Annotated in this window: 1 protein-coding gene; it reads left to right on the top strand. The window is 36.7% G+C overall.

Annotation, left to right across the window (positions count from 1 at the left end; genetic code table 11):
• Nucleotides 1-495: hypothetical protein (locus QL982_RS14510; protein WP_290190456.1), on the top strand; the 495-nt coding region annotated here is incomplete at its 5' end.
• Nucleotides 496-551 lie beyond the last annotated feature (56 nt).

Raw genomic sequence — 551 nt, 5'->3', positions numbered from 1 at the left:
TATCTGCACTATTTTCCTTGTTTGACGGCAATTTATCTCATTTTTATCACCATTTTTAAAATGAGGACACGCCCTAATAAAAAAGATAAATATAATGGCTTGACGACTATTAAATTAAATACTGATGATAAGGGTAAATTAAAAGGTGAGACAATAGTCAAAAACCAATCGTTACTTGAAGAAAAAACCTTTTTACAAAGACAATATATTCAAAGAATTCAGTCCGCTTCTGGAGTCGTGGTTGTGACATATACGGATAAAGATGAGGTGAGCAACGAATACGCTATCGTTGGCGACGATTTTAGAGTAAATGATGCACCATTCTGGAATTTCGATGATGGTTTCGGTGCTGGTAAGCAGTTTGGCGGCAAACTAGGCATCGTCAAAGACCCATTCAATAAAAAAGAAGGCCCAGTCTTTCTAGGTGGTACTACACCTATTACAGTACCACCTGGTATGATATGGGATTTGGAATGTAGTGGTCAACTAATTTAGGACACCTGATAAGAGGTTTTTATTAAAGTAGCGCTTCTCTTTTTCTAACGGTGTTA

The sequence above is a fragment of the Psychrobacter sp. 5A.1 genome, from assembly GCF_030407455.1.
In the GTDB taxonomy this organism is placed as follows: Bacteria; Pseudomonadota; Gammaproteobacteria; order Pseudomonadales; family Moraxellaceae; genus Psychrobacter.
The sequence above is the reverse complement of the archived record's forward strand: the minus strand, read 5'-3'. Positions and strand labels throughout refer to the sequence as shown.